The 508-nt window shown below is 65.4% G+C and carries 1 protein-coding gene; it reads left to right on the top strand.

Going from position 1 to position 508, the window contains the following annotated elements:
* Nucleotides 1-56: 56 nt before the first annotated feature.
* Nucleotides 57-508: hypothetical protein (locus ACLJPL_RS34170; protein WP_411084827.1), on the top strand; the 452-nt coding region annotated here is incomplete at its 3' end.

Below are 508 nucleotides of genomic sequence, written 5' to 3'. Positions count from 1 at the left end.
GCACGCTGCTCGATGAGTGCCGCCCCACCGTGACGAAGTGGATCGAGAACGGTCGCATGTTCGACAAGGCCAGGAGGGCAGGCAGACCAGCGACACTTCCACCGGCGCTGATCGCGCATCTGCGGCACGACGAGAGCGCCCGTCACGACTTGGCCTTGGATGTCATGTTCGCGGCCGCACGCATCTTTCGCGAACGAGCCCTGGTGAACGGAGAATGGTCCGCGAGCGGCAGAGCTACCTTACGGACGTACTACCTCAACATGGTCGCCCTGCAGTTCTCCAACGCGGCCCGGACCTGGGCCACTTCGGAGCGGGACCGCGAATTCTCATCCCCCAAGGACCCCACCGATGAGGTCTCGCAATGGGAGGCCGACGCCGAGGCGACAGACCCCTACAGGGCGGCGGATGCCCGGCTGGATCTGGAAGCCCTTGCCCGCCACGCCGACCCCAGGATCCGCGCCATGATCCAGCTTCGGCAGCGGGACTGGAAATGTGCCGATATCGCCAA

It is taken from the genome of Streptomyces sp. cmx-18-6 (assembly GCF_046548915.1).
In the GTDB taxonomy this organism is placed as follows: domain Bacteria; phylum Actinomycetota; class Actinomycetes; order Streptomycetales; family Streptomycetaceae; genus Streptomyces.
Note: the sequence above shows the minus strand (reverse complement) of the source record. Positions and strands in the feature narration are given on the sequence as shown.